The following is a 24,314-nucleotide window of genomic DNA, read 5'->3' on the forward strand; positions in this document are numbered from 1 at the left end:
GCCGCCGGCATCTGGCACAACTGGACCACCGGCGCCGCAGTCAAACGCTCACTGATCGCCTATGACCACTGAAGACATCGGACTCATTCATCTAGGGGCTCAGGAGGCGGACGAGTTCCGGCGCCGGCCCAGGAGCAGGGTGCCCCCGGCGAAGGCCGCGAGGGCGCCCGCGCCCGCGAGCGCCAGGGGGAGCGGCGAGGCGGGGGCGCCGGCGGCCTCGGCGGAGAGCGCCGGGGCCTGCTCGTCGCCGCCGTGGCCGGCGTGGCTGACGGTGGACAGGTCGGCGCCCGCCGCGATCTTCGCCTCGGTCGGGGCCTGGGCCTTCAGCTGGGTCTGCGCCGCCGCCGTACCGCCGAAGGTGACGTCCGAGCAGCTGTAGAAGGCCTCGGGGCTGTCGTTGCGCTGCCACACCTTGTAGATGATGTGGCGGCCGGTGCGGGCCGGGAGGTTGCCCGTGAAGTTGTAGAAGCCGTCCGTGGCCGTCCGGGTGGTGTTGAGGACGGCGACCGGGGCCGCGTCCAGGTCGGACCACTTCAGGGGCTGCGTCGGGTCGAAGCCCGGCTTGGTGATGTAGACCGTCATCGTGCCGGAGTGGGGCGCCGTCACCCGGACCTTGAAGTCGAAGGAGCCGGCCGAGACCGCCGTCGCCGGCCAGTCGGTGCGCGCCCAGTCCAGCGCCCGGTACTTGGCGCGGTTCGCCGAGCAGAGCTTGCCGTCCGGGATGAGGGCCTGGTGCTGCCCGTCGGCGTTGGCGATGTTGACCTCGTTCCAGTCGTAGAGCGGCTGGGTGCCGGAATCGGCGACGAGGTCCTTGCACACCTGCGACTTGGGCGTCTCGGGGCCTTCGGCGTAACAGGCCGCCACTCGGCTCACGGGGTTGAAGACGGCGCCGTGGGCACCGGCCGTGGCGGGGGTGAGGCCGACGAGGGCGGCGGCGGACAGGGCGGAGGCGGCGACGGCGGACGTGCGGCGGTACGAGGGCATGCGGGGGCTCTCTCTCGTGCGTGGGGGAGTACGGAACGAGCAACGCGCGCTGGGTACGCGGGAGTTGAATTCCGGGCGACCGCCGTAGAGCCTCGCATTGGTCCATACCAATGAGCAAGAGGGTGGGTGGAAAAAGCCGCGGCGGCCCCCCGGGGTGCCGCACCCCCGGAGAGCCGCCGTCGGGCGGGAGGGGGGCGGTCAGCCGTTGGCGAGTGCCTGGACGCGCGAGTAGTCGCCGTTGAAGCGGTTGTGGTCGCCGACCGTCGGGCCGGTGGAGGTGTACTGCCACATCGTGTAGTACTGCCAGCCGGCCGGGAGTTCGCCCACGGTCGAGGCGTACCGCGCGATCCACAGCGGGTTCGTCGCGGCGAAGCCGGAGTAGTTGCCCGTGCACTGGGTCCACCAGCTCGTCGCCGTGTAGATGACCGCGTCCCGCCCGGTCCGGTACTTGTACCGGTTCAGGAAGTCGCGGATCCAGGTCACCATCCCGGACTGGGTCTTGCCGTAGCAGGTCGCGCCGTACGGGTTCCACTCGATGTCGAGGACGCCCGGCAGGGTCCTGCCGTCCGGCGACCAGCCGCCGCCGTTGTTGACGAAGTAGTCGGCCTGGGCGGCGCCGGTCGTCGTGTCCGGGGTGGCGAAGTGGTACGTGCCCCGGATCATGCCGACGTTGTACGAGCCGTTGTACTGCTGCGTGAAGGAGGTGTTCTTGTAGTACGTGCCCTCGGTCGCCTTGACGTAGGCCCACTTGACTCCGCTGTTCCACAGCGTGGACCAGGCGACGTTCCCCTGGTGCGAGGAGACGTCCACGCCTTCCGTCTGGACGGCCTGCGTCGAGATGCCGCCGGGTTCGCCGCCGCGGCCGTCGTGCTTCAGGACGCCCATGCCCATCGAGGCGGAGCCCCGCACGGGCACCTGCCGGGCGCCCGGATCCTGGGCGGCGCCGGCGGAGCCGGCGAGGGGGAGGAGGAGTGCCAGGGCCGCGAGGGCGGCGCCGGCGAGGGTCGTTCCGGATCTGTGCACACGCATGCGTGCCTCCGAAAGGCGGTGGGGGACCGGATGACATGCCTGGTGTGGACATGTCATTTATGACGCTACGCACGTAGACCCGTCCGGCGGAAGGGGGGCCGGATACCGCCGTTGGTCTACTCCTGCGAAATACTGAAGGAGCTGCGGCGATGGCCGTGGAGAGAAGAAACTTTCAGCGGCCGGGAACTCGCCGGAGAACGCGTGGGAGGTGCTGACGTGCACGGAAGCGGTACGGGAAGTGAAGGCCGGGCCGTTCCGCCGCCCGGGGTGGACCCGGAATTCCTTGCTCTCGAAAGGGAGCTGGCGGTCTTCCTGCGTCGCGCCCGCGCCCAGTCCGGCGAGATGGCCCGCGAGGTGCACCCCGAGCTGGAGCCCGCCGCCTACGGGCTCTTCGTACGCCTCGACGACGCCGGTCCGCAGCGGGCCACCGAACTCGCCGGGTACTTCGGCGTGGGCAAGGCGACCATGAGCCGCCAGCTCCGCGCCCTCGAAATGCTCGGGCTCGTCGTCCGCGACCCCGACCCCGCCGACGGGCGCGCCTCGCTCGTCCGGCTCACGGAGGAGGGCCGGGACCGCTTCCGGCACGTCCGGGACGCCCGCCGCGAGCGGTACGTCCGCAAGCTCGTCGACTGGGACCGCGCCGAGGTGGCCGAACTGGCCAGGCTTCTCCACCACTTCAACGTCCGCTCCGAGGGCTGACGCCGCGGGCGGGGGCTCTGTGGCGAGGGTGCGCCTACGGACCTGCCGGAGGGCGCACACGGGGTGCGTTCGGGCGGGGACGTCGCCTACGGGAGGGTGCGCCTACGGGAAGGGGCGCAGTTCCGCGTACACCGCCGTCGCGTCGTCGTGCGTCTTCCAGCGGTGCTTCCCGCCCGCCTCCGTGTCCGCCGCCTCCAGTGCCCGCACCCGCCGGAGCAGGCCCGTCGGGCCCTCCGCGCGCAGGACGCCGAAGCACGCCGCCCAGTCGCCCGCGCCGAAGAGCTCCACCCAGCGGCTCGCCCCGTCCGTGAGCGCCGCCAGGGCCCGTACCTCCGCGCGCGGGGTCGTCCCCGTCACCGCCCGCCCGGCGACCGACGGGTCGGCGGCCGCCGTGAAGAAGCCGCCCTCCCGGTTCCGCAGCCGGTCCGTCGCCGCGAGCGAGCGCCGGATCTCGTCCGGGACCAGGTCGAGCCGGTCGTCGAGGACCGCCCGGACCGCCCCGTCCGGAGCCTCCAGGAGGAGGGCCGAGTCGGAGAGGACGAGATGCTCGACCGAGTCCCCGTCCCAGCGCGCGAGGACCACCGTCGCCTGGGGCGTGCGCACGTGAGAAAGGTCACAGGTGCCGCGGTGGGCGTCCGCGGTGCGCCGGATTGCCTCGGCCAGGACCTCCGCCAGGGGCATGTCCGGGCGAGAAGCGGACAGTTCGGTCAAAGCCCCGCCAAGGCGAGCGGTGAACCACGGCACGGTGTGCACACAACCGTCATCACCCGTCGGCGGCGTGACGCCGTCGAGGAGGACGACCGTTCCCCCGGCGCCCGAGGCGGGCAGAGCTGCGGCTGCCCAGTCCTCATTGGGGCGTTCGGGGCTGCCGGGGAGGGTGGCGACATCGCTGCGCATGATCCCCAGTGTGCCCGCCCCGCCGCACTCCTTCACGGCACCTCCAAACAGCCGGAAATGGCCTGTACCAACCCGGCGGAGGCGGCGCGAGAGGCGGAACCAGGACCTCCGTCGAGCTGCGGGCGGGCATCCTGCCAAAGCCCGCGCGGAAGATCCAACCGAGGGCCGGTCGGGGGCCGTGGGCCCCGCCCCGGGGAGTTGTTCGCCAACTCAGGAGTGTTGTTCACTCGTTCGGGTGGCGGAGCGGCCGATGCGCGCCCCCTTCCCAGAAGCGCTGGAATGGTCGGAAGCCGTACCAGGGGTGGGGGCGCTCCACGTGACCGGCCGTCACCTCTGCTTTGTGGGCGGACGAGTCAAGAATGCGAGCACCGGTGGAGAAGAAGCGGCCTCGGAGCAAGAACGGCGCGCGGAGTCAGACCCCCGGCGCGACCCCGGTCGGCACCCCCACCGCGGCGCCCACCGGCGGCCGGCCCTCGGAGCCCGCCGCGACGCCCGCCCCGCAGCCCCCCGCCGGTCGCTCCAAGCGCGTCCGCAACCGCCTGGTCGCCGGAGTCGCCCTGGTGGGCGTGACCGTCCTCGCCGCCGGCGCCCCCGCGATCCTCGCGGCCTCCGCCGACCTGACCGACGCCCAGCGCCTGGTCACCCTCGCCGAACTCGACCGGCAGGCCGTCACCCTCGCGCACTCCCTCGCCGACGAGCGCGACGAGGTCGTCGCGTACATCGCCGCCGGCCGTGACGCGCAGACGGGCGACGCCAAGGGCAAGCGCCAGATCACCGACACCCGGGCCACCCGCGTCGACCGCCAGATCGACGAGATCCGGCCCGCGGCCGCCACCGAGCTCCGCCGTGACCTCGCCGGCGTCCCCTCCATCCGCCGCGCCGCCCTCACCGGCAAGGGCACGGCCCTGGAGGCCCACAAGGCGTACACGGACGTCATAAGCAAGCTCCAGGCCCTCTCCGAGGAACTCGCCGAGCAGACCCCGCCCCGCGCCGCCGGCACCGCGCTCACCGAGGGCACCCGCGCCCCCGCCGCGCTCGGCCGCGCCGTCGAACAGGCCTCCGCCACCCGCGGCCTGCTCGTCGCCGCGCTCGCCGTGCCGCAGCCCGAGCCGACCGGCGAGGTCCACTACGACCCCACCACCGGCACCTACGTCCCCGACGTGCCCGAGGGCGCCGACGAGGCCGAGCGCGCCCGCGACGCCCTCACCGCCGCCGCCCAGCAGGCCCGTGTCCGCGAGCTCGCCGCCCTCGGCGACTTCGACCAGGCCGCAGGCGCCGCCGCCCGCGACGCGATCGCCACGACCGTCACCGGCCCCGACGTCAAGAGCGCCGAGCGTTCGCTCGCCACGCTCACCGACCAGCCCCGGCTGACCGAGGCCGAGCGCGGGACCGACGCGGCCGGCCTGGAGGCCGCGCTGTCCGCCCGCATCGAGCAGATGCGCGGCGTCGAGTCCCGGCTCGCCGCCGAGCGGGTCGAGCACTTCGCCGCCCTCCGGGACGACGACGTCACCGCCCTCGAACTGCGCATCGCCTACCTCGGCGGCTGCCTCCTCCTCGCCGTCGGCATCTCCACCTACGTCGCCCGCACCCTCACCCGGCCGCTCGCCGTCCTCCGCATCGGCGCCGCCCGGCTCGCCGCCGCACCCGAGCCGCACACCGAGGAGCCGGTCCGCTTCACCGGCCGCAACGACGAGTTCGCCCAGGCCGTCCGCTCCCTCAACACCCTGCACGCCAAGCTCGCGGGCCTCGCCGCCCACGGCGTGCGGCTCACCGGCGAGAACGCCGAACTCGCCACCGCCAAGGAGTCCCTCGCCGCGGACCTCGCCGCCCAGCGCGCCGACCTCCAGAGCCGGGTCGCGCTCCTCACGGCCGACCTGGAACGCCTCAAGGACACCGTCCACCACACCTTCGTCAACCTCTCGCTGCGCAGCCTCGGGCTCGTCGAGCGGCAGCTCGGCGTCATCGAGAAGCTGGAGGAGCGCGAGCAGGACCCGGACCGCCTCGCGACGCTCTTCCGCCTCGACCACCTGGCGACCGTCATGCGCCGCCACAGCGAGAACCTCCTCGTCCTCGCCGGCCACGAGCACGTCCACGGCCACGCCGGGCCCGTCCCGCTGGTCGACGTGCTGCGCGCCGCCGTCAGCGAGATCGAGCGGTACGAGCGGGTCACCATCCAGTCCCTGCCGCCGCACGCCCAGGTCGCGGGCTTCGCCGCCGACGACCTGAGCCACCTGGTCGCCGAGCTCCTGGAGAACGCCACGTCGTTCTCGCCGCCCGACGCCGAGGTCCAGCTCTCCGGCTGGCTCCTGGAGAGCGGCGAGGTCATGCTCTCCGTCCAGGACGCGGGCATCGGCATGACCGACTCCCGGCTCACCGAGCTCAACGCCCGCCTCGCCGAGGCCGACCCGGACGCCTTCGAGGGCGAGGGGCTGGGCATGCGGGTGACCGCCCTCCTCGCCGCCCGCCACGGGGTCCGCGTCGAGCTGCGCGAGCAGAAGTCCGGCGGCATCGCGGCCGTCGTGGTCCTGCCGCTGCCCCTGCTGCCCACGGCCCCGCCGACCGTGGTGTCGGAGCCGGTACGGGTGGCGGGCGCGGCGCCCACGCTCCATCTGCCCGGCTCGGCGGCGGAGGCCAACTCCAACACCCTGCCGTCCCGTCACCGCGACCCGCTGGTGGAAGCCGCGGAGCGCGCGTTCCGCGCGGCCGAGGCAGGGGCGGGCGCCGAGGCAGATGCGGGCGCAGAGGCAGCGGCGCACCCGGAAGCGGAAGCCGAACCCGAAGCGGAAGCGGAAGCGACGGACACGAAGGCCGCCCCGACCGCCCACGCCCCGGCGCCCGCGCCCGTGGAGGCGTACCAGGCCGAGCCCGCAGGGCTCGGGGAGTCCGTCTCCGAGACCACGCTCCAGGTCCGGCTGCCCGACCCGCAGCCCGAACCGGACGCCCACGAGCGCGCCGCCGACGAGGAAACCGTCGCCGCCGCGCCCCCGGCCGCCCACGCCGCGCCGCCCGCCGCGCCCGCCGCCCCCGAGCCGGTCTCCGACCAGCCGGTTCCGGGGCCCCGCGCCGCCCAGTGGGAGCGGGTCACCGACAAGGGACTGCCCAAGCGCACCCCGCAGGTGGTCCGTCAGCCCGGTGCCACCGCCGCGCCCCGCACGGGAAGCGTGGACGCCGAGGCCCTGCGCCGCCGGCTCGGCGGCTTCCACCAGGGGGCCAAGGCCGGCCGCCGGGACGTGGAGGCGGAGATGGAGACGGAGCTGGAGACGAACGCGGCGGAGCGGATAGCCGCCGCAAGGCCTGCACGTACAGAGGAGATGACGGGGGACACAGTCGAGGAGGCACGCAGTTGACCGCGACGGGAACGTTCGGACTGAGCACGGAGGCCCGCAACCTGCAATGGCTGCTGGGGAATCTGGTGGAGGAGGTACCGGGAGTCCGCTCGGTCGCCGTCGTCTCCTCCGACGGACTGATGCTGCTCTCGTCCGACCCGGCCGCCCAGCAGGCCGAGGCGACGGCCGACGCCGCCCGCCCCGGGGGGCCGCGCGGATCCAGCGCCGACCTGGCCACCATCGTCTCGGGCATCGGCAGCCTCACCATCGGCGCCGCCCGGCTGATGGACGGCGGCGGGGTCAAGCAGACCATGGTCGCGATGGAGGACGGCAGCGTCTTCGTGATGTCGATCAGCGACGGCTCGCTGCTCGGCGTGCACGCCGAACCCGACTGCGACATGAGCGTCGTGGCGTACCACATGGCGCTCTTCGTGGGCCGCGCCGGGCACGTACTCACCCCCGAAGTCCGCAGCGAGCTGCGTAAATCGATGGAGAGCACCCAGTGAGGGAGAGCACCCAGTGACGTCTGCGTCCGCGGCCTTTCACGCCCGCAAGCTGCCGGTGCGCGGGGACGGGCGGCGCCCCGCGCGCGTACGCCCGTACTCGCTGACCGGAGGCCGTACGCGCTTCGGTCACGTCCTGCTCGTCGAGACGTTCGTGGCCGCCCTCGGAGCGGCCCCGGCGCGCAAGGTCCTCACGGACGGCGGGCCCGCCGCCCGCGGTCTGATGCCGGAGATGCGGGCCATCGTCGAGATCTGCCGCCGCATGCGGACGGTCGCGGAGATCTCGGCGCTCCTGAAGATGCCGTTGGGGGTCGTCCGGGTGCTGCTCAGCGACCTGGCCGACCAGGGAAAGATCCGTGTGTACGGGACCGGTCACGGCACCGGCCAGCCCGACCGCGCGCTCCTCGAAAGGGTGCTGAGTGGACTCCGTCGTCTCTGACGCCACCGCCGTCTCCGAAGCCGCAACCGCCGCTCCGGCGGAGGCTCCGGCCGGCGCCCCGGCGGTCGCCGCCGGCATCCCCGCGCAGCCGAAGGGCGATCCGCGCGAACCGGAAGCGGACATAGCCCCGGAAGGGGAACCCGGACCGGACGCCGAGGACGGCGCCCAGGACTGGCAGCTCGACCACACCCGGGCCCCGATCGCGACGAAGATCGTGGTCGCGGGCGGCTTCGGCGTCGGCAAGACCACCTTCGTCCGCGCGGTCTCGGAGATCACCCCGCTCCAGACCGAGGCGCTGATGACCCGGGCGAGCGAGGACACCGACGACCTCACGTCCACCCCGGACAAGCTCACCACCACGGTGGCGATGGACTTCGGCCGGATCACCCTCGACAACGACCTCGTGCTGTACGTCTTCGGTACGCCGGGGCAGCAGCGCTTCTGGTTCATGTGGGACGACCTGGTGCGCGGGGCGATCGGTGCGATCGTGCTCGCCGACACGCGCCGGCTGACCGACTGCTTCCCGGCCCTGGACTACTTCGAGAGCTGCGGCCTGCCGTACATCGTGGCCGTCAACCACTTCGAGGGCACCGAGCGCTTCGAGCCGGAGGACGTCAGGGAGGCGCTGACGGTCTCCCCGGACGTGCCGGTGGTGATCATGGACGCGCGCAAGCGCTACAGCGTCGTCGAGACCCTGCTCTCCATGGTCGCGCACGCACTCGAAGCCACCCCCGAATAGCCCGTACCGTCGCACCAGTCGCAGGAGCACCACCCATGCGGAAGATACTCATAGTCGGCGCCGGCCAGTCCGGTCTGCAGCTCGCCCTCGGACTTCAGACGCAGGGGTACGAGGTCACCCTGATGTCGAACCGGACGGCGGACGAGATCCGCGCCGGGCGCGTCATGTCCACGCAGTGCATGTTCGACAAGGCCCTCCAGCACGAGCGGGACCTCGGCCTCAACTTCTGGGAGTCCCAGGCCCCCCGCACCGAGGGCCTCGGCGTCTCCGTCGCCGCCCCCGACGGTGGCAGGGCGATCGACTGGGTCGGCAGGCTCGACGGCTACGCGCAGTCCGTGGACCAGCGCGTGAAGATGTCCGGCTGGATGGAGACCTTCGCCCAGCGCGGCGGCCAGCTCGTCATCCACGGCGCGGCCGTGAGCGACCTCGACTACTTCTCCCGCAACTACGACCTGGTGCTCGTCGCGGCGGGCAAGGGCGAGCTGGTCTCCATGTTCGGCCGGGACGCGTCCCGTTCGCCGTACGCGGAGCCGCAGCGGGCGCTCGCCGTGGCGTACGTGCACGGCCTCGGCCCGCGCCCCGAGCACCCGGACTTCGACGCGGTCCGCTGCAACCTGGTCCCGGGCGTCGGCGAGCTCTTCGTCATGCCGACCCTGACGACCGGCGGCCGCGCCGACATCCTCTTCTGGGAGGGCGTCCCCGGCGGCCCGGTCGACGTCTTCCAGGGCATCAAGGACCCCTCCGAGCACCTGGCGCTGACGCTGGAGCTGATGGAGAAGTTCACGCCGTGGGAGTACGCGCGTGCCACCAAGGTCGAGCTGACCGACGCGGGCGGCACCCTCGCCGGCCGGTACGCGCCGACCGTCCGCCACCCCGTCGGCAGGCTCCCCGGGGGCGGGCTGGTCCTCGGTGTCGCCGACGTCGTCGTCGCCAACGACCCGATCACGGGCCAGGGCTCCAACTCGGCCTCCAAGTGCGCGGCCGCGTACCTCGCGGCCATCGTCGAGCACGGCGACAAGCCCTTCGACGAGGCCTGGATGCAGGCCACGTTCGACCGGTACTGGGAGACCGCGCAGCACGTCACCCAGTGGACGAACGCGATGCTGGGCGTCCCGCCGGAGCACGTCCTGAACCTGATCGGCGCGGCGGGCGAGCTCCAGCCGGTCGCCGACCGCTTCGCGAACGGCTTCAACGACCCGGCCGACTTCGAGAACTTCTTCTTCGACCCCGAGAAGACGAACGCGTACCTGGCCTCGGTGTCCGCCGGGTGATACGCCGCTGACCCGCGAACCAGCGGCGGCCCGGCAGACGGCACGAGCAAGAGGAGCACCCCCGCCCCCGCGCCGGGTGCTCCTCTCGCGTGTACGCACCCGTCCGCACCGGCGACGTACGGCCGGACGTGTCGCCTGCCCTGCCGCTACCCGGCGGCCACGACCGGGCCGGCGGTGACCTGAGGAGCGTTGGGGAGCAGCGGCGCGAGGTTCTCCCTGACGAAGTCGGCCGCCCGCTCGATCGACTCCTCGGCCCCGGACCGGTCCTCGAAGACGCTGACGGAGACCATCACTCCGTCCCCGGCGTCCACGAAGTAGTAGGACACGAAGCCGGGGACCCGGCGGAGGAGGGGCACGAATCCCTCGTCCACCCGACGCCCTGCCTCGGCAGAGTCCGTGACTCCCTCGTATCGCCGAATCACCGTGTACATGGCTGATCTCCTCATGGGTCCCAGGGGTACCTTGCGCGAAACGACATACCCCCGCCGAGCGCCGCTCGCTCGGGTGACCTCCCGAGGTGACCTGGATAGACGCACCGGTGGGCCGAACCGGGTATCGGCCGTGGCGGCGGCGAAATCCGGTCGCTGGGCCGTACCGGGGTGTCCGATGATGTGGGCATGCCCGTCTCGAACACCCTGGCCTGCGTGGACGCGGACCTGGCCGCCGGCCGCGTGCCGATGGCGCGCCAGCGCCTGCGCGGCCTCGTCTCGTCCTACCCGTACGACCTGACCCTCCGCCGCCGCCTCGCCGAGGTGTACCGGCTGTACGGCGACGCCGCGGAGGCGGGGCGCTGGACGTACCTCGAAGAGGACCGGGACGCGGACGAGACGACGGCCTTCGAGGAGCGGTACGGATCTCCCGCCCGGCGCATGAAGGCCCTCGCCTGGCGCGGCCCGGAGGCGCTGGCCGCCACGGCCTTCGCCGAGGAGCGGCTCGTCGCCGTGCGCACCGCCCGCGCCGAGGAGCTGGGGCGACCGGTCGACTGGGACGACCCTGCCTCCTACGACGAGGACGCGGACGAGGAGTACGAGGCGCCCGACGAGCCGTGGACCGTCGCCGGGGTGCTCGCGGCTACCGGCTGCGCCGTGGGCGCCATCGCCTTCGTGACGGTCTGGGTCCTGGGCGTCGTCTCGCTCTTCGACTGAGCGGTGAGAACTCCTGCGGCAGGTCTCCTCCGTAGTGCCGGATCAGCGGCGCGGGCGGCGAGCCCGGCGGCCTGGGCAAGGTGCTTGCGGCGAGGGGGAGTTCGGGATTCGGGTTCAGGAGTCGCGGTCGTACCCCTCGTCGCCGCCGTCCCTGGCCCCCGTGGGCAGCTCCGGCGGCGCGTACGTCTCCAGGGCCTCGCCGCCCGGATCGGGGCGGACCGCCCCGAGCAGCGGGTTCGCCGCGACGGGGGAGACCTTCACCTTCCCGCCGGGCCGGGGCGCCTGCACCACCAGGCCCTCGCCGAGATAGAGCGCCACATGGGTGGCGCCCGGGAAGTAGACCACCAGGTCGCCCGGCCGGAGCTCGGGCAGCGGCACCCGGGGCAGCGTCGCCCACTGCTCCTGGCTCGTCCGGGGGAGCTCCCGCCCGGCCGCCGCCCACGCCTGCTGGGTCAGCCCCGAGCAGTCGTACGACTCCGGGCCCTCGGCCCCCCACACGTACGGCTTGCCGATCTGGCCGACCGCGAAGCGCAGGGCCGCCGCGCCCGCCCGCGACGGGGTGCGGGGGCCGTCCAGGACGCCGGAGTCGAGGAGTTCGCGCTGGGCGCCCGCGGTCTGCACGCGCTCCAGCTCGGTGAGCCGGGTGAGCTGCGTCGGCGAGAGGGACGCGAGCAGCTTCTCGACCTCGCGCAGCTGCTTCGTCACCTCGTCGCGCCGGCCGCGCTGCGTAGCGGCGAGGGACTGCTGCCGGTCCAGGGCCTTGCGGGACGCGCTCGCGAGGGCGTCGGCCCGGCGCTCGGCCCCTTCGAGCCGCGCGACGGTGCCGGCCCGGTCGCGAGCCGCACGGGCGAGCAGGCGCCCCTGATCCAGAGCCGCCCGGGGGTCCTCGGCGAAGAGCATCCGGAGTGAGGAGGGGAGCGACGAGAGCACGGCCCTGCCCTGGTACTGCTCCCTGGCGAGCCGCCCGGCCTGGGCCCGCCCGCGGGCGAGGTCGGTCCGGGCGGTGGTGAGCCGGGCCGTGACCTTCTTGGTGTCGGCGGTTTGGAGCTTGAGCGCCTCGTCGGCGGCGTTGAACCGCTCGGTGGCCTCCTCGGCGCGCTGGTACAGCGTCCGCAGCCGGGTGAGGAGCGCGCTGACGGAATCTCCGCCGGACGGGGGTAGCGCGGCGGCGTCGTCGAGGGGGTCGGCCGGGGTGGCGGGATCGGTGGGGTCTGTGGGGTCGGCCGGGTCGGTGGGAACGGCCGGGTCGTTCAGCGTGTCGGGCGCGTCCGGAGCTGCGCCGACGGTCGGGGGTACGGGGCCCACACCGGCGGCGGGGTCGGCCGGGTCTGCCGGGTCTCCCGGATCGGCCGGGTCTGCCGGGTCTCCCGGGTCGGTCGACCCGGGATCAAGGCCGGGATCAGTCCCGGGATCAGTCCCGGGATCAGTCTCCGGGGCGGTCCCGGCACCCGTCCCCGTCCCCGTCCCCGCTTCCGTCCCCGCCTCCGGATCCACCGGACCGACCGGTTCCGCCGCCGGGTCCGCCCAGGCGATCGGGGCCTCGGCCGAGGGGTCCGCGGGCGGGTCCGTCGGCCCGGCTCCCGCGGCCGGGACCACCCCCGTGAGGGCCGTCACCACGGCCAGCGCCCCCGTGCAGACCGTGCGCAGCAGCCTTCGCGACACGTCACCACCTCCACGGGGATGATGACGTGTCACTTCATGTGATTACCGTACGAATCGGCGGGCGCTCGGTGTACTCACTCGTTCGGCGCAGTGCCGGTCGGCTTGGACCACGGCCACTTCAGCTCGCGCCGCTCGCGGCCCTCGGGGACGTACTCGTAGACCCAGCCGCGCTGGATGCCGAGCCGTTTCGTGTGCCCGGCCGGCTCTCGCCGGTAGGCGTGCAGCATCGGCGGGCGTCCGTCATGGGCCGGGACCGGCACCTCGTACCACTTCGGCGGGTGGCCGGTCGGACCGAGCAGGATCGGCAGGACGTGGCCGTCGAGGGGGCCGCCGCGGAAGGGCGTGTTCTCGCTTCTCACCCCTCCAGTCTCTCCCGCCGTCCCGGTTCACAGCAGGTGGGCCGCCTCGCCCACCACCGGGACCACCTTGCGGGCGAGTGTCGCGACCGGCCCTTCGGGGGTCTCCTGCGCGAGGAGCCGCCCGACCACCGCCGCCGTCTCCGCGTCGCTGGCGGTGGTCGCGGCGAGGAGGGCGACGAGATGGTCGACCAGCCACTCCCGGAGCTCGCGCGCCGGGGGCTGCTTCCCCTCGTCGAGCCAGATGAGCGAGGCGGCCTCCACCGCCGCGATCCACGTCCGCACCAGCATGGAGAGCCGGGGGCCCGGCCGCTCCGCCCCGAGGTGGACGAGGATCTGCTCGGCGGCGGCCCGCCGGACCTCGTCCACGATCGCGCTGGTCCGGGAGGTCTCGGCGACGCTGCCGCCCCGCAGCAGGGCGCTGAACCCGGCGTCGTGCCCGTCGACGAAGGCCAGGTACCGGTCGAGCACCCGGCCGAGCCGCTCCGTCGGCGCGCCGACCGGCGGCTCGCTGAAGCAGCGGTTGAGGGCGTCGGCGGAGGAGCGCAGCGCGGCCTCGTACAGCTGCTGCTTGCCGCCGGGGAAGTAGCGGTAGACGAGGGGCCGCGAGACGCCGGCCGCCTCGGCGACGTCGTCGAGCGAGACGTCCTCGGGCGTCCGGTGGGCGAAGAGCTCCAGCGCGGCGTCGAGCAGCTGCCCGCGCCGCTCCTCGACACTGAGCCTGCGGTACGCGGGTGTGGCGGCGCTCGTCATGTCCCGCAGCGTAACCGCGGAACGGGCCGGTCAGGCGGGAGGTCCGAAACCGGCCGGAACCAGGCGCCCGACCCCCGGCCGTGAGGATCGCGCCCCTGCCGCGCCAGGAGTGCACCCCGTTGGGAGTGCGCCCTGCCGGGAGTGCACCCTGCCGGGAGTGCGCCCCGCCAGAGGCGGGGCCATGCCAGGAGTGCCTCCGCCAGGAACGACCCCCGCCAGGAGCGCCCCCGGCACGGAGCCCGCCCCCGTCAGGCGAGAAGCCCCGAGGACCGCCACAGGCGGCGCCCCGCCCCCCGCAGCACCCCGATGTCGTCGAGGAAGTCCGTCAGCCGCTTCGCGCCGGACTGCATGACCTCCCTGCGGTGCCCGCTCGCCCGCACCTGCGCCACCGCCTCGCGCCGGTCCAGGCCCACGGCCTCGTACACCCCCGGGTTCACGAAGCAGGTGGAGAAGACGCGGGCCGCCTCCCCGCAGCTCAGCCGGGTGAACTCCTGCTCCCAGCGCGGCGCGGTCACCATCTGGCGGCGCAGCTCCTCCCTGGCGTACCGGACGTGCCGGGCCTCCTCCACCACGTGGATCCGGGTCACCCCGCGGACGAGCGTCTGCACCCGCTCGTCCGGGAAGGTCAGCCGCTGCATCCAGTCGAGGATCTCCTCGCCGAGGAGGGTGGAGGCGAAGGAGCCCGGCGTCGTGGAGACGGTCTTCAGGACGCGCGCGAGGTTGTGGTAGATCCTCGGCACCGGGTACGCGGGGGTGCCGCCCTGCTGGATCAGCCGGGCGAACATCATCGAGTGCCGGCACTCGTCGGCGATCTCGGTGAGCGCGTACCGGACGTGATGGCTGGTCAGGGACTTGTCGTAGATGTGCCGGACGAGCAGCTGCATCAGGATGATCTCGAACCAGATGCCGAGCGAGGCGAGCGAGGCCGCCTCGTGGCGGGAGAGCGCGATCCGCTGCTCCTCGGACATCCGGCGCCACAGCGGGGTGTCGTAGAGGGAGAGGAGCTCGGGCGGCCAGAACCACTTGCCGTCCTCGAAGGGCGCGTCCCAGTCGAGTTCGGTGTCCGGGTCGTACGAGTGCTTGCGGGAGGACTCCAGGAGCCGCTCGGCGACCTGTTCGCGGTCGCGCAGCGGGCCCAGGGCGTCCCGGAGGAGACGGAAGTCGGGCCCGGGGGACTCGCGGAAGGGGGGCATGCGGACGCACCTCGCTGTGTTCGCCGTCGCGTTACGTTACCGGGGGTCACCAGCTATCAGACTGCGCGTCAGCAAGCCCGTCAATCCCCTGTGCGCCACTTGTTGACGACTCGTCTACCACCGTGTGAGCCTGAGTGGGCCTCACGGCGCAACTCGTACGCAGGACTCGCACCAAGGGAACGGCCATCCGACCCCCAAGGAGGCGTCAGTGTCGACGCGCGACCTCTACACCACGGCCCCGTCCACCCCGACCTGGCAGGTGCCGGCGGCCGGCTCCGCGCGGTTCTCCTGGGAGTACGAGGACGGCCGCGAGCGCCTCCTCGCCCTCTACCGGAAGGGCAAGGACAAGCAGTGGGACGGCGCCACCCGCATCGACTGGGACCTCGACGTCGACCCGTACGACCCGCTCGGCACCCCCGACGAGGTCCTGAACCTCTACGGCACCCGCCACTGGGCGAAGATGACCGAGAAGGACAAGGGCGATCTGCGCCGGCACTACTCCTCCTGGCAGTTCAGCCAGTTCCTCCACGGCGAGCAGGGCGCCATGATCTGCGCCGCCCGGATCGTCGAGTCCGTCCCCGACCTGGACGCCAAGTTCTACTCGGCCACCCAGACCATGGACGAGGCCCGCCACGCCGAGATCTACGGCCGCTTCCTCCACGAGAAGATCGGGATGCTCTACCCGATCAACGACAACCTCAAGGGCCTCCTCGACGACACCCTGCGCGACTCCCGCTGGGACATGCCCTACCTCGGCATGCAGGTCCTCATCGAGGGCCTCGCCCTCGCCGCCTTCGGCATGATCCGCGACACCACCGACAAGCCGCTCCCCAAGCAGATCCTCGCGTACGTCATGCAGGACGAGGCCCGGCACGTGGCCTTCGGCCGGATGGCCCTGCGCGACTACTACCGCCAGCTCTCGGACGCGGAGCTCCGGGAACGCGAGGAGTTCGTCATCGAGGGCTGCCACCTGATGCGCGACCGGCTGCGCGGGGTCGAGGTCCTGGAGAACTTCGGCATCCCCCGGCGAGAGGCGGAGGAGCTCAGCGAGCAGAGCGAGTTCCTGCACCTCTTCCGCAAGCTGCTCTTCAGCCGGATCGTCCCCTGCGTCAAGGACATCGGCCTCTGGGGCGAGCGGCTCCAGAAGGCCTACCTCGACATGGGCGTCTTCGACCTCGGCGACTCCAACCTCGACCTGCTGATGACCCAGGACGAGGAGATCGCGGAGCGGCTCGACGCGGAGCGCTTCGCGGCGGAGGAGCGGGCGCGGGTGACGGAGGTCGCGGACGCGATCGCGGAGGGAGCGGCCGCGGAGTAGCCGGGCGGTCGGGCGCGCCCGCTGCCCCCGCGTCCCCTGCCCTACCCTCGCGCCTCCGCCTCCAGCCGTAGCGCCTCCTCCATCACCCGGCGGGCGATCGGCGCCGCGCTGCCGCCCCCGCTGATGTCCGTACGGGACGCCTCGGCGTCCTCGACGACGACCGCCACCGCGACCGCGGGCTGGGCCGTGCCCTCCGCCTGCGCCCAGGCGATGAACCAGGCGTACGGGGTGCCCGTGTTGCCGAAGCCGTGCTGCGCGGTGCCGGTCTTGCCGCCGACCAGGGCCCCCGGGATCGCCGCGTTCGTGCCCGTGCCCTCCTCCACGGCCCGCACCATCAGCCGCTGGAGCTGGATCGCCGTCGAGGGGTTCATCGCCTGCCGGTAGGTGCGCCGGCCCGTGCGGTCCACCGTCGTCCCGCCGGAGGTCGTGGTGCGCTCGACGAGGTACGGGTGGGCGATCTCCCCGTTGTTGGCCACGGCCGCCGCGACCATCGCCATCTGGAGCGGGGTCGCCGTCGTGTCGAACTGCCCGATCGACGACAGGGCCAGCTGGTCCGGGCTCATCTCCCGGTCGAAGTTGGACTTCGCGACCCAGGACGGCACCCGCAGCCCCGTGTCGTCGAAGCCGAACCTCTCCACCGCCTCGACCATCCCCGTCAGCCCGACCTCCACCCCGAGCCCGGCCATCACCGTGTTGCACGACCACTGGATGGCGTACGCGAGGGAGGCGTTGCCGCAGCCCTTCGCCTCGTTCGGCAGGACCTGCCGGGTGCCCGGGAGGACGAAGGGGTCGGGGGTGTCGGTCGGCGCGTCCACGTCCCGGACGACCCCCGCGTCCAGGGCCGCCGCGGCCGTCACGATCTTGAAGGTGGAGCCCGGCGGGTACGTCGAGCGCAGCGCCCGGTTCAGCATCGGCTGGTTCGGCGAGGAGTTGAGCCGCTTCCAGGAGTCCTTCACCTTCGTGCCGGTCCCGGAGAGGACCCCGGGGTCGTACGAGGGCGAGCTGACGAGCGCCAGGATCCGGCCGCTCGACGGCTCGATCGCGACGACCGCGCCCCGCTTGCCGTCGAGCCCCCGGTAGGCGGCCTCCTGCAGGGGGGCGCGGACCGTCGTCAGGACGTCGCCGCCGGGCTGCCGGCCCCGGGTGAGGTCGTTCCAGAGGGGGAGGGGCGCGAGCATCGGGTCGGTCCCGGAGAGGACGGAGTCCTCGGCGTGCTCGACGAGCGTGGTGCCGTACGTCTGGGAGGCGTAGCCGGTCACCGGCGCGTACAACGGCCCCTGCCGGTAGGTGCGTTCCCACCGCAGCTGCTGTCCGCTGTCGCGGGAGCCGGTCACCGGCTTCCCGTCGACGACGATCTCGCCGCGCGGCTTCGCGTACCGCTCGACGGCGATCCGCCGGTTGGCCGGGTTGTCGTCGAGCTCCCCGGCCTCGAAGACCATCACGCGGGCCGCGTTGACGAGGAGGGCGGCGAGGAGCACGAGACAGAGGGCGGCGGCCCGCCGGATGTACCGGATCACGGGGCGCCCTCCCGGAAGCGCGCGTCCTCCCGGACCGGGGCGAGCGTCCCGGTGTCGGCGGAGTCGGGCTGCGGCGCGCGGGCCGAGTCGCTGACCCGGATGAGGAGCGCCACGATCACCCAGTTCGTGACCACCGACGAGCCTCCCTGGGCCAGGAACGGCATCGCCATGCCGGTCAGCGGGATCAGCCCCATCACCCCGCCGGCGATCACGAAGACCTGGAGCGCGACGATCGAGGCGAGTCCGATCGCGAGCAGCCGCCCGAAGGGGTCGCGGAGCGAGAGGCCGGCGCGGTAGCCGCGGGCGACGAGGAGCGCGTACAGCAGGAAGAGCGCGGTGAGGCCGACGAGCCCGAGCTCCTCGCCCGCCGTCGCCAGGATGAAGTCCGACTTCACGGCGAAGCCGATGAGGACGGAATGGCCGAGACCGAGCCCCGTGCCGAGCATCCCGCCGGCGGCGAAGGCGAACAGCGACTGCGCGAGCTGTCCCGGTCCGTCGCCCGCCCGGATCGAGGCGAAGGGGTCGAGCCAGTCCTCCACCCTGCTGTGCACGTGCGGTTCGAGCGAGCCGACGAGGAAGGCCCCGGCGGAGGCCAGGACGAGCCCGACCGCGATCCAGCCGGTCCGGCCGGTCGCCACGTACAGCATGATCACGAAGAGGCCGAAGAAGAGCAGCGAGGTGCCGAGGTCCCGCTCCAGGACGAGGACGCCGACGCTGAGCAGCCAGATCGCCACGATCGGCCCGAGCACCCGCCCCGTGGGGAACTGGAACTTCCAGATCCGGCGGCCGGTGTACGCGAGGGCGTTGCGGTTGGCGGAGAGGTACGCGGCGAAGAACACGGCGAGCAGGATCTTCGCGAACTCGCCGGGCTGGAAGGAGAGCCCGCCGATCCGGATCCAGATCCTGGCGCCGTTCACGGCGGGGAAGAAGATCGGCAGGATCATCAGGGCGAGCGCGGCGGCGACGGAGACGTACGCGTACTGCTGGAGCGTGCGGTGGTCGCGCAGCAGCAGGACGACCACGATGAAGAGCGCGACCCCGAGCGTGGACCAGACGAGCTGCGTCGTCGCGGCCTGGTCGTTCGGCGTCTCCAGGTCGAGGCGGTAGATCAGGACCAGGCCGAGGCCGTTGAGCAGGACCGCGATCGGGAGCATGAGCGGATCGGCGTACGGGGCGCGGAAGCGGACCGCGAGATGGGCGACGAGCGCGAGCAGCCCGAGCCCGGCGCCGTAGCGGGCGGCGTCCGGCGGCACGGCGCCGCTGCGGGCGAGGCCGACGGCGGCGTAACCGGAGACGGAGATGAGGACGGCGCAGACGAGCAGGGAGAGTTCGACGCCGCGGCGCTTCGGGATGCGGACCCCGGGCGGGGGAGCGTCCGAGCGCGGAGTGGTCATGGTCCGCAACGTAGCAAGCGGTATGCCCTATGTCCCTTTTGTGTGACGGTGTGCCGTGCCGTGCCCGTCGTGCCGTGCCGCTCGGTCCTCCGCTGCGGGCGGCTCGGCGAGGCGTACGTACTCCGGCAGCCGCAACCGCGCGACGGCGCCCGTACCCCCGCTCACGCCCCCGCCGCTCTCCGTGTCCCGGCCGTCCGTTGTGCCCGCGCTCCCGCCGTCCTCGTCGCGCACCCCGCTCTCCCCGCTCCCGCCGTCCTCCCGGCTCCCGCCGTCTTCCTCGCTCCCGCCGTCCTCGTCGCGCACCCCGCTCTCCCCGCTCCCGCCGTCCTCCCGGCTCCCGCCGTCTTCCTCGCTCCCGCCGTCTTCCTCGCCCCCGTCGTCCTCCTCGCCCCCGCCGTTCGCGAACACCAGCTCCGCACCGATCACCTCTGCCTGCCCCACGGCGATCGTCAGCCCGAGGCCGTGCCCCTTGCCTCCGCTCTCCGTCCGGAACCGCTGCGGCCCCGAGGCGAGCAGATACGCGGGATAGCCGGGCCCGTGGTCCCGCACGGTCACCGTCGCCCCGTCGACCGTCACCACCACCGGAGGGGCCCCGTGTTTGTGCGCGTTGGCGATCAGATTGCCGAGGACCCGCTCCAGGCGCCGCCGGTCCGTCTCCACCGTGGCGTCCCGCACGACCCGCACCTCCGCCGGCGTCCCCGACGCGCGGACCACTCGCGCGGCGAGCGGGCCGAGCTCGTGCACCGCGAGGTCCACGGTCTCGTTGCGGGCGTCGAGCCGCGAGATCTCCAGGAGGTCCTCGGTGAGGTCGCGCATCGCCTTCACCCGGTCCTGGACGAGCTCCGCGGGCCGCCCGTCCGGCAGCAGCTCGGCGGCGGCCGACAGCCCGGTCAGCGGCGTCCGCAGCTCGTGCGCCACATCGGCGGTGAACCGCTGCTCGCTCTGCAGCTTCCGCTGGAGCGAGGAGGCCATCGTGTCGAGCGCCCCGGAGACCGTCGCCACCTCGTCCTGGGGGCGCGTGGGGTCCTCGGTACGGGGGTCGTTCACGCGCGCGTCCAGGTCCCCGGCGCTGATCCGGCGGGCGACCTGGGCGGTGAGGTGCAGCCGGCGCGTGACCCGGGTGACGGCGAAGGCGCCGACGAGCAGCGTCGCGCCGATCGCGAGGACGGAGGAGCCGAGGATCGACCGGTCGAGCGCGTCGATCGTCTCGGCGCTCTGCGTGTAGTCGAAGCGGACGGCGAGCGCCCGGCCGTCCGCCGGGCCCGCCGCCCACATCGTCGGCCGGCCCTCGTGGTTCGCGACCATCGTGCCGTGCTCGCCCCGCGCGGCGAGCGCCCGCAGCGAGGCCGGGAGCCCCTCCGGGTCGATGCCGGAGAACCGGGGGAGCGGCTCGCCGGCCTCGTAGAGCCGGGTGACCTCGGTGAGCCGGGTGAGGGCCTTCTCGCGGGCGTCGTGCACGGTCTGGCCGGTCACCGAGACATGGACGAGGACGCCGAGCAGCGCGGCGAGTGCGCAGCACATCACCGCGATGAACACGGCGGCCTTCCAGGTGAGGGTCGCGGTCCAGGCGGGCAGCCGGAGCCGGCGCGCACTCACGGACCCGGCTCCAGGGAGAGCGGGGCGGGAGTCGGTACGGGGGCGGGGACGGGCGGCACCGCCCCCTCTCCCGCGGTGGGCGCGGGGCTCACGAGGCGGGGCGCGGGCGGCACGGGGGAGGCCGCCCCGGTGCCGGGTGGCTTCACCCGGATGATCTCGTCACGGGTGGGCAGCATGCTGTGCTGCTGCTCGTCCCAGGACCAGGCGGTGCGGTACTCGTACCCGGGAATGCCGGCCGAGCTCACCCGCATGATCAGGTCCCGGCCGGCCAGCTCCACGCTGATGACCTGGTCGACGGTGGACATGATGCGGGTGAGCCCGCCGTTCTCGGCGAGGTAGACGCGCACCCCGACCTGCTGGTCGGGCATGCGGATCCCGACGATCAGCTCGTCGCGGCCGTTTCCGGTGAGGTCGCGGTAGTACGGCCGCAGGACCGGGCACCCGGCGGGCTTCGTGGCGCAGGCCTCGATCGCCCGGGCGGTCTCCTCGTACAGGCCGTCGGGGCCGGAGTACGTGTCGGGGTGCGCGCGCACCTCGGCGAGGACGACGGCGGCGGGGATGACGGAGTGGACGTCGTTGTCCGGCACCTTCACGCCCGGGACGCGCTGGGTGTCCGACTCGCCGTAGTCGATCGGCGGATCGGTGGCGGGCGGCAGATCGGGCCAGAGCCTTACGGGCCCGACGGCGGTGGGCGTGGGCCCGGCGCTCTTGAGCCCGCCCTCCCCGCTGCCGCAGCCGGTGAGCAGGAGTGCGCACAGCAGACCGAGGGCGGCGACGAGCTGCACGTGGTGCGGTCTCACACGGCTCCTCGGGGCGGACGGCGGTACGCCGGGGCTGACGGGACCGGCACGGGCGGACGGACTGGACGGGGCTCTCCCCACAGACCTTATTCAACGGGACGCCCGATTTGTTCACCTGCCGAGTCGCCCCGGCCCACCCCGGACCGCAGCGCCCCCGAGGAGCCGCGGAGAAGTCCCGGCCGTCCACAACTCCTGGACGCTCCGGAAGCCCCAACCGTTCCGGCCGCTCCGAAAAGCCCGGCCGTTCCGAAAGCCCACCGCTCCGACAAGCGCGGAAGGCCCGACCGTTCCGACAAGCCCGGAAGGCCCGACCCGGAACGCCTGCCCCGGAAGCCCCGGAAGCCCCGGAAGCCCTCCTAGAACACCCCCCGCTCCATCCGCGCCAGCGCCGCCCTGCACAGGGTCATGAGCTTCTCGTCCTGGTGGATGTCATGGCTGCCCGAGCCGCCCTCGCGGGCGTTGTGGCGGCGTCTTCGGGTGAGCTCGGTGAGGATCGTGAGCTGGGCCTCCGACGCCGCCGGGCCCATCTCCGCCAGACACTCCGCGATGTCCACGCGCGCGTGCCGGTTCTCCTCCCAGGCCGCGAGCAGCACCGGGAGCGCCAGGTCGACGCGGCCGGTGACCCGCCACAGGGCCGTCGCGCTGCGCACCCGTACCCACAGGTCCCGCGAGGCGAGACCGGGCCGGAGGACGGCCGCCGAACCGGCCGCCGCCGGGCCGATCGCCCCCAGGGCCAGCGCCGCGCAGCACCACTCCGGGGCCGAGGAGCCGGGCCGCAGCCAGCGCTCCAGCGCCGGCAGCACGTCCCCCTCGTCGCCCTCGACGGCCCACAGCGCCCGCGCGGCTGCCGAGGAGACGGCGGCCGAGTCGGCCGTCAGCAGCCCGCGCAGTTCCGGTACGGCCTCCCGGGCGGCCGGCCCGAAGGCGGCCAGGGTCCGCAGAGCCGCCTCCCGGACCCAGTCCCGCCGGTGCTCCGGCGCGCCGCGGAGCACCCGCAGCACCTCGGGGAGCGCCTGTGCGCCCCGTACGGCGCCGAGGGCGTACAGCAGGGGCGCGGCGCGGTCGAAGAGCCCCTCGTCGAGCTCGACCTCGGCGAGCCGGCGTCGCAGCAGCGGGGCGAGTCCGCCCGCGGCCGGACCGAGGCCGTCCATGGCGTACAGCAGCTCGCGCCGTACGTCGGGCTCCTCCAGGGCGCGGGCGAGCAGCGGGACAGCGCGGGTGTCCCCGGCGCGGGCCAGCGCGAGGAGCGCCCCGTCCCGCCCGGAGCGCCCGACGAGCCCGCCGAAGCCGTCCCGCGCGGCACCGGGCAGGGCCGGGTCGCCCGCGAGCCGGATCACGAGCGCGTCCGTGGCGGGCCCGCCCAGCTCGAAGAGCCGTTCCAGGAACGAGGTGGCGGCCTCCCGGAGCCTCGGCTCCGGATCGTGGAGCTGTGTGCCGACGAGCCGGACGATCTCCTCGTACCGCCCGCGCCACACCCGGATCAGCCCGCCGCACAGCCAGATCGCGTCCGACCGCTGCCACCGGTCGGGGCTGCGCAGCTGGGCGGTGATCAGCGCGATCCGGTCGTCGACGCGGTCGTCGAGCGCGGCGTGCAGGGTCCGGAGGAGCTCCTCGGTCCAGGGGGCGGGCCGGCTCGCGACGTGCTCCTCCAGGAACTCCCGGACCTGCCCGGCGAGCGAGGGCACACCGGGCCAGGCGCCGTCCGCCCCGGGACAGCCGCCGCCCACGCCTCCGCCGTCGCGCACGTCGTCCAGGGCGGCGTCCATGCCGCCTCCCAGGCCCCCGCTGCCCCGACCCGTCCGGAGCGGGAGGGTCCGGATCTCCTCCAGGAGCTCCGTCACCCACCGCACGATGTCGTCCGGGATCTCGCCGGGCGCGCAGCGCGCGAGCTGGGCGAGGGACGCGAGCCGGAGCCCGGGGTCCTGCGCGGCGCGGGCGAGCCAGCCGAGCCACTCGACGGTCTCGGCGCGCAGCGAGGCGTGCCGCAGCGCGATCCGCCCGACCGCGGCCACGAGGGCCAGCCGCACCTCGGTGTCCCGCTCGACGGTGAGCCGCTCCCGCAGCAGGGTCAGGACGCGCCCCGGCTCGGGGTGCAGCGAGGCGAGCGCGCAGGGCGCGGCGAGCCGTACCTCGGGGTCGGGGTCCCCGACGAGCCCGACGAACACGTCGGCCCCGGCGGCGATGGCGGCCGCGGCCATCGCGTAGTTGGCGGCGGGTATGAACTCCTCGTCGTCCGGGTCGAACTCGTCCAGTTCCTCGTCGTCGTCCAGCTCGATCCCGCCGATGCTGGTGAGCAGCTCGACGATGCCGCCCCGGTCCTGGACGGCGGGGTCGGCGACGAGCTCGATGAGGAAGGGGATGCAGGCGAGCGTCGAGTCGTAGACGTCGCCCTGGTGGTGCACGGCGCCGTACATGCCGTCGAGGGCGGTCTCGCGCTCTGCGGAATCGGCGGAGGCGAGTCCGCGGAGCAGTGCCGGCACGTCGTCCGCGGGGCCGTAGGCGTGCCCCAGCGAGGCCCAGTCGACCTCCTCGATCCCCGTCAGCATTGCCAGGCCACCTTCCCCCGTGAGCGCTGTACCAGTGAGCAAGTGTGCACCACAGGAGGGGCGACAAGGCCGTGCTGACGCCACCGGCCGCGCGCGGGGGCCTGGTTGCGGTCTCTTTGCGCCATGTACGGGGAGGAGCAGGGTGGT

The 24,314-nt window shown here is 73.6% G+C and carries 20 protein-coding genes and 1 pseudogene; 8 read left to right on the forward strand and 13 right to left on the reverse strand.

What is annotated here, in order from left to right; translation table 11 throughout:
* Positions 1-99: 99 nt before the first annotated feature.
* Both ACF08F_RS25275 and ACF08F_RS25280 read right to left on the reverse strand, forming a co-directional pair.
* Entirely contained in the window at positions 100-984 is an 885-nt protein-coding gene (locus tag ACF08F_RS25275) for a lytic polysaccharide monooxygenase (protein WP_392300825.1), read from the reverse strand.
* Between the two features lie 198 nt (positions 985-1,182).
* Complete coding sequence (locus ACF08F_RS25280; protein ID WP_392300826.1) at positions 1,183-2,013, reverse strand: lysozyme; 831 nt, start codon at positions 2,011-2,013, stop codon at positions 1,183-1,185.
* A gap of 216 nt (positions 2,014-2,229) precedes the next feature.
* On the opposite strand from ACF08F_RS25280, the gene ACF08F_RS25285 reads away from it, so the two are divergent.
* A complete protein-coding gene (locus ACF08F_RS25285; protein WP_392300827.1) occupies positions 2,230-2,712 on the forward strand; it encodes a MarR family winged helix-turn-helix transcriptional regulator in 483 nt (160 codons plus the stop codon).
* A gap of 102 nt (positions 2,713-2,814) precedes the next feature.
* Here ACF08F_RS25285 and ACF08F_RS25290 read toward each other — a convergent pair whose 3' ends face one another.
* Positions 2,815-3,609: a hypothetical protein gene (locus ACF08F_RS25290; protein WP_392300828.1), complete on the reverse strand. Its 795-nt coding sequence runs from the start codon at positions 3,607-3,609 to the stop codon at positions 2,815-2,817.
* Positions 3,610-3,968: 359 nt separating this feature from the next.
* Here ACF08F_RS25290 and ACF08F_RS25295 point away from each other — a divergent pair, with 359 nt between their 5' ends.
* The 5 genes from ACF08F_RS25295 (at position 3,969) to ACF08F_RS25315 (ending at position 9,887) form a co-directional block, all read left to right on the forward strand.
* Entirely contained in the window at positions 3,969-6,956 is a 2,988-nt protein-coding gene (locus ACF08F_RS25295) for a nitrate- and nitrite sensing domain-containing protein (RefSeq protein ID WP_392300829.1), read from the forward strand.
* Positions 6,953-7,441, forward strand: a complete 489-nt coding sequence (locus ACF08F_RS25300) for a roadblock/LC7 domain-containing protein (RefSeq protein WP_392300830.1) — start codon at positions 6,953-6,955, stop codon at positions 7,439-7,441. The genes ACF08F_RS25295 and ACF08F_RS25300 overlap by 4 nt, the downstream gene beginning before the upstream one ends.
* Positions 7,442-7,454: 13 nt before the next feature.
* Complete coding sequence (locus tag ACF08F_RS25305) at positions 7,455-7,877, forward strand: DUF742 domain-containing protein (RefSeq protein ID WP_392300831.1); 423 nt, start codon at positions 7,455-7,457, stop codon at positions 7,875-7,877.
* A gap of 121 nt (positions 7,878-7,998) precedes the next feature.
* A complete protein-coding gene (locus ACF08F_RS25310) occupies positions 7,999-8,616 on the forward strand; it encodes an ATP/GTP-binding protein (RefSeq protein WP_392300982.1) in 618 nt (205 codons plus the stop codon).
* Positions 8,617-8,651: 35 nt separating this feature from the next.
* Complete coding sequence (locus ACF08F_RS25315) at positions 8,652-9,887, forward strand: styrene monooxygenase/indole monooxygenase family protein (protein ID WP_392300832.1); 1,236 nt, start codon at positions 8,652-8,654, stop codon at positions 9,885-9,887.
* A gap of 146 nt (positions 9,888-10,033) precedes the next feature.
* On the opposite strand, the gene ACF08F_RS25320 is transcribed toward ACF08F_RS25315, so the two are convergent.
* Positions 10,034-10,243: a hypothetical protein gene (locus tag ACF08F_RS25320; protein ID WP_392300833.1), complete on the reverse strand. Its 210-nt coding sequence runs from the start codon at positions 10,241-10,243 to the stop codon at positions 10,034-10,036.
* Between the two features lie 261 nt (positions 10,244-10,504).
* Between ACF08F_RS25320 and ACF08F_RS25325 the strand changes: the two genes are divergently transcribed.
* Positions 10,505-11,032: a DUF6584 family protein gene (locus ACF08F_RS25325; RefSeq protein ID WP_392300834.1), complete on the forward strand. Its 528-nt coding sequence runs from the start codon at positions 10,505-10,507 to the stop codon at positions 11,030-11,032.
* Positions 11,033-11,146: 114 nt separating this feature from the next.
* Here ACF08F_RS25325 and ACF08F_RS25330 read toward each other — a convergent pair whose 3' ends face one another.
* The 4 genes from ACF08F_RS25330 to ACF08F_RS25345 all read right to left on the reverse strand — a co-directional run bounded on the left by ACF08F_RS25330 (position 11,147) and on the right by ACF08F_RS25345 (position 14,996).
* Positions 11,147-12,694, reverse strand: coding sequence for an NlpC/P60 family protein (locus ACF08F_RS25330; RefSeq protein ID WP_392300835.1), 1,548 nt, complete (start codon positions 12,692-12,694; stop codon positions 11,147-11,149).
* Between the two features lie 74 nt (positions 12,695-12,768).
* On the reverse strand, positions 12,769-13,053 hold the full coding sequence (locus ACF08F_RS25335; RefSeq protein ID WP_392300836.1) for a hypothetical protein: 285 nt from the start codon (positions 13,051-13,053) through the stop codon (positions 12,769-12,771).
* A gap of 27 nt (positions 13,054-13,080) precedes the next feature.
* Complete coding sequence (locus ACF08F_RS25340; protein ID WP_392300837.1) at positions 13,081-13,803, reverse strand: TetR/AcrR family transcriptional regulator; 723 nt, start codon at positions 13,801-13,803, stop codon at positions 13,081-13,083.
* A gap of 248 nt (positions 13,804-14,051) precedes the next feature.
* On the reverse strand, positions 14,052-14,996 hold the full coding sequence (locus ACF08F_RS25345) for a diiron oxygenase (RefSeq protein ID WP_392300838.1): 945 nt from the start codon (positions 14,994-14,996) through the stop codon (positions 14,052-14,054).
* Positions 14,997-15,204: 208 nt separating this feature from the next.
* Between ACF08F_RS25345 and ACF08F_RS25350 the strand changes: the two genes are divergently transcribed.
* Positions 15,205-16,314, forward strand: coding sequence for a ferritin-like domain-containing protein (locus ACF08F_RS25350; RefSeq protein WP_392300839.1), 1,110 nt, complete (start codon positions 15,205-15,207; stop codon positions 16,312-16,314).
* A gap of 41 nt (positions 16,315-16,355) precedes the next feature.
* On the opposite strand, the gene ACF08F_RS25355 is transcribed toward ACF08F_RS25350, so the two are convergent.
* From ACF08F_RS25355 to ACF08F_RS25375, 5 genes and pseudogenes are all read right to left on the reverse strand, one after another.
* Positions 16,356-17,831 carry a penicillin-binding transpeptidase domain-containing protein gene (locus tag ACF08F_RS25355; protein WP_392300840.1) on the reverse strand — a complete coding sequence of 492 codons (1,476 nt, stop codon included), beginning with the start codon at positions 17,829-17,831 and terminating at the stop codon, positions 16,356-16,358.
* Positions 17,828-19,225 (reverse strand): FtsW/RodA/SpoVE family cell cycle protein, encoded by a 1,398-nt coding sequence (locus tag ACF08F_RS25360; protein ID WP_392300841.1) that lies wholly within the window; start codon positions 19,223-19,225, stop codon positions 17,828-17,830. The genes ACF08F_RS25355 and ACF08F_RS25360 overlap by 4 nt, the downstream gene beginning before the upstream one ends.
* A 369-nt stretch (positions 19,226-19,594) precedes the next feature.
* Positions 19,595-20,821 (reverse strand): annotated as a pseudogene (locus tag ACF08F_RS25365) (histidine kinase dimerization/phospho-acceptor domain-containing protein); the annotation flags it as partial.
* The gene (locus tag ACF08F_RS25370) at positions 20,818-21,621 is read right to left on the reverse strand and encodes a hypothetical protein (protein ID WP_392300842.1); all 804 of its coding nucleotides are present in this window, start codon (positions 21,619-21,621) and stop codon (positions 20,818-20,820) included. The pseudogene ACF08F_RS25365 and the gene ACF08F_RS25370, both read right to left, overlap by 4 nt.
* Positions 21,622-21,977: 356 nt before the next feature.
* Positions 21,978-24,167, reverse strand: coding sequence for a PBS lyase (locus ACF08F_RS25375; protein ID WP_392300843.1), 2,190 nt, complete (start codon positions 24,165-24,167; stop codon positions 21,978-21,980).
* Positions 24,168-24,314 lie beyond the last annotated feature (147 nt).

The organism is Streptomyces sp. NPDC015130 (genome assembly GCF_043080005.1).
GTDB lineage: Bacteria > Actinomycetota > Actinomycetes > Streptomycetales > Streptomycetaceae > Streptomyces.